This is a genomic window from Pseudoalteromonas sp. BSi20439 (assembly GCF_000241165.1).
GTDB lineage: Bacteria > Pseudomonadota > Gammaproteobacteria > Enterobacterales > Alteromonadaceae > Pseudoalteromonas.
Map to the genome: position 1 here is coordinate 1 of NZ_BADW01000007.1, position 3,176 is coordinate 3,176.

The 3,176-nt window shown below is 37.2% G+C and carries 3 protein-coding genes; 1 reads left to right on the plus strand and 2 read right to left on the minus strand.

The features are described 5' to 3' along the window. Nucleotides 1-46: 46 nt before the first annotated feature. Nucleotides 47-646, plus strand: coding sequence for an inovirus-type Gp2 protein (locus tag P20439_RS00550; protein ID WP_008463933.1), 600 nt, complete (start codon nucleotides 47-49; stop codon nucleotides 644-646). Nucleotides 647-1,211: 565 nt separating this feature from the next. Here the strand turns inward: P20439_RS00550 and P20439_RS00555 are convergent. Together P20439_RS00555 and P20439_RS00560 are read right to left on the minus strand one after the other, a co-directional pair. After that, complete coding sequence (locus tag P20439_RS00555) at nucleotides 1,212-1,880, minus strand: hypothetical protein (protein WP_008463934.1); 669 nt, start codon at nucleotides 1,878-1,880, stop codon at nucleotides 1,212-1,214. 671 nt (nucleotides 1,881-2,551) lie between these two features. After that, the coding region (locus P20439_RS00560; RefSeq protein ID WP_206769986.1) for a hypothetical protein at nucleotides 2,552-3,176 on the minus strand (625 nt) is incomplete at its 5' end.

A 3,176-nucleotide genomic window follows, 5' to 3' on the forward strand; every position in this document is an offset into this window, starting at 1 on the left:
GCTACTAACAAATCACTGGGTATTTAATAATATCTACGGCTCATGAATGACTAACCAACTAACCATAAATAACAATGATAAAGGGTATGAACACATTTTTGTCCACGGTGATAAAGGCTGGTGGGTGAATGCTGGAAAAAGTGGTCTAATGGTTAAACCTATGCGAGCTATGTTAGGCCAAATTGAGGCCATGTTGAACAACCATAGCCGTGTGATGTTAATTCGTTTTGATTTGCGTATGGAGTCGTACACGCCAGATAATAAAATAATCACTGTATTCAACCGTAGGCTGTTTAAATGGGTTAAGACTCAGTATGGGGTTAGTCGTATTGGTTTCGTGTGGTGTAGAGAGCTTGAGAGGGCAAAACGTCAACATTACCACTATGCGCTTATGCTTGATGCGTCAAAAGTTAACTATCCAAACAGCATAACCAAAAAGGTAATTCAGATATGGGGTGATCTAAATGGTTCGGCTTATGTGCCAAAAAATTGTTATTACACTATGAGGCGTGATTGTTTGGAGTCACAGCAAGAGGCTATTTACCGTATATCTTATTTAGCTAAAGCGCGTGGGAAGGGCTACAAGGATGCTCAAGCTAAAAATTATGGTACTAGTAGGATAAAGGCTAGAGCTAATGAGTTTTAAAGTGGTTTGGTTCTAAGGGGGTTATAGCTTTTTTTTGCCGAATTAGCGGAACAGTGCGGAACAAATAGCGGAACAATTGAATTTTTAAGTCGTTGTTTTTTCTTTGATAGTGATTTAAAGCGGAACAAATGAGGGCTTGAATTTACGAGTTGTACTCTTGGTTATGGAAGGTGAGAGGTTACGCAGACCGCAACCCCTCACAAACCTGTTTTGGTACGACTTGTAAGGCTCTAATTGCCAAAAAGTGGTTCACCATCACAGAGGAGGTTTATTTTTATCGCGAATGAGGGACTACGAATATAGCACCCCTCATATATCTGCTTTGGTACGACTCGTCCGGCCTCAATTGCCGTTAAGTGGTTCACCATCACAGAATATTATTATCGGCGTAGATGATTTAACCGTCAATACTGGCTATTTTTACAGGTTTTTGATTGGCTACACTAAACGGCTGAACACGTTATAAATTTGTTATGCTCCCAACGTTAAATAATGTTTACTTTTTAGTGTTGCTACTTAGCTTCAATATACTTAGTTGTGTTTAAAAAAATTAATAATGCGTTGATTATTTCACCTCTACTTTTACAGACTCTATGTACCATGAATCATAGTTTTTCGAGGTTGTATCAAAGGTTGTTATTGAAAAAGAGCCGGAGTCTAAAGGTGGAATACTATATTTTATACCACTTAATGTAGGTAAGGGTTCATCTGCGAAATAGTTCTTAGATGATGCTAGCTTTTGTGCTATTGGTGGGAAGTGATTGATTTTATAGTCTCGGCTGGTTCCATTTTTATGGTTGATAGTAATTATAATTTCTTTTATCAAGTACTTATCTGAGCCATTGTAGATCGAGCCTTTAAATGTATTTCCGTCTATTTTAGCTTTCCCTTCTACTTTAGCCATTAAAGGGCTAATGATTTCAGCATCTGGAGTCTTTAGTGTAATACTACTTCTATCGTCATAGTGATTTGAGTATATCTGACCTAATGCGGACATAAATGAAATTATTATACACGTTACCGAGAACACTCCAGCCTTACAGTCTTTTTTTAAAATTAATGGAACCAGAGTTACAAGCGCTGAGACAAATACCACTGAGATCATTTGGCCTAAAATAAATCCAAGTATAAGTACAAAATCATTTGAGCTGGTATGAGTCATTGAATAAGCTGTAAAAATAATTATGTTAGATATAATTAGGCTTCCAGTTATTTTTATGAAATCTTCTGACATTTAAACTTCCTTTTTAAATACTTCCAAATTTTCTATTCGATAATAAAACTAAAATATTATTAATCCCAACGATAGCTTTATTTATATCTATATTCAACTCAACTTGTTTAGGGCTAATTTTATTTTAGATGTGCTGTTTCTGGTAGAGAAAAAGGTTTAGTTACACTGGTAGTTACACTTTGCTCATTTTATATTTTGCAAGCCATCTAAAATCAATGTCTTATGATTGTAATTCGACATTTGCAGGGGCTACCAATAAAATCAATGAGTTATGTCTTTTCTTTGTTTCTATATGAAATCTATGTAGTATATTTGTAGCAATGCCAGCTTTGTGCCATTTGCGGATAAAAAGTGAATTTGAAAGCCTGTTGGGTGGCGCCTTCGGCTTAACCAACCTACATTTTGACGTAGGTCGGATAAGTGGCGGAGCTACGCCATCCGACAAAAATGATGAATTAATCAGAAACAACTCAACTTACCACGTTAGCGATATAAATAACTGCTTTACACTGTAAGTTAAACCACTCTATACCGACTATCGGCTGAGTGCCATGAGCAGACAGTGGTAACGCTTCACATATGGGGCGCAGGTTTGCTGGCTAAACTTGCGCGAAGCGCCAGCCAGCGAATATGCGTCCCAATGAGCAAAGCGAATGAGCATTATGTGTTTGTTAGGCGCTCTCAGCGTCCCTTTTAAGAGAGATTATCATAGTCTCTAAACATTCGGAGTCTTTTCGCCTTTTATGTAACAACTCGCAGAAGCTCGTCGGTAATTCAAAACTATACGTTTGAGTTTCTATCCTTTTTGAATCGCGATCGTAATATTCGAAGCTCAATGAGGATTTACCTGCGGCTATCAAAACATTGGATAAAGTTTGTGATGAATCGTGTAATATCTCAGAAAACTTTAGGGGACATTGAAGACCTGAATTCCCGTGAACAAGCAACGGTGACGCTCGTCTCGTATCTTCCCAGCTTTTACCTTTTAATGTGTGATCTTCTGAATAACACACCCATAACAGTTCCCAATTTTGATTATTACTGTGAAGTTTAACTTTGAAATCAGAGATTGTTCCTGACTTAGATCCCTCATTAATCACAGTAACTGGGATGTAAGCGCAAAATGTATTTCGTAAATAGTAGATAACTAGACGATTATCTATATATGCCTTTAGTTTTGCATTTGAGTTGTTTAATTTATAGCCTAGCAAAGTACCTAAAAGTGCACCTGCAACGCCTAGTATTCCAGCTATTATTGTTGAGTCCATGATACATCCTTGCAATTCATTATGCGCC

Coding starts and splice junctions, on each gene's coding strand:
- P20439_RS00550 (WP_008463933.1), top strand. CDS start 47: ATGACTAACCAACTAACCATAAATAACAATGATAAAGGGTATGAACAC.
- P20439_RS00555 (WP_008463934.1), bottom strand. CDS start 1,880: ATGTCAGAAGATTTCATAAAAATAACTGGAAGCCTAATTATATCTAAC.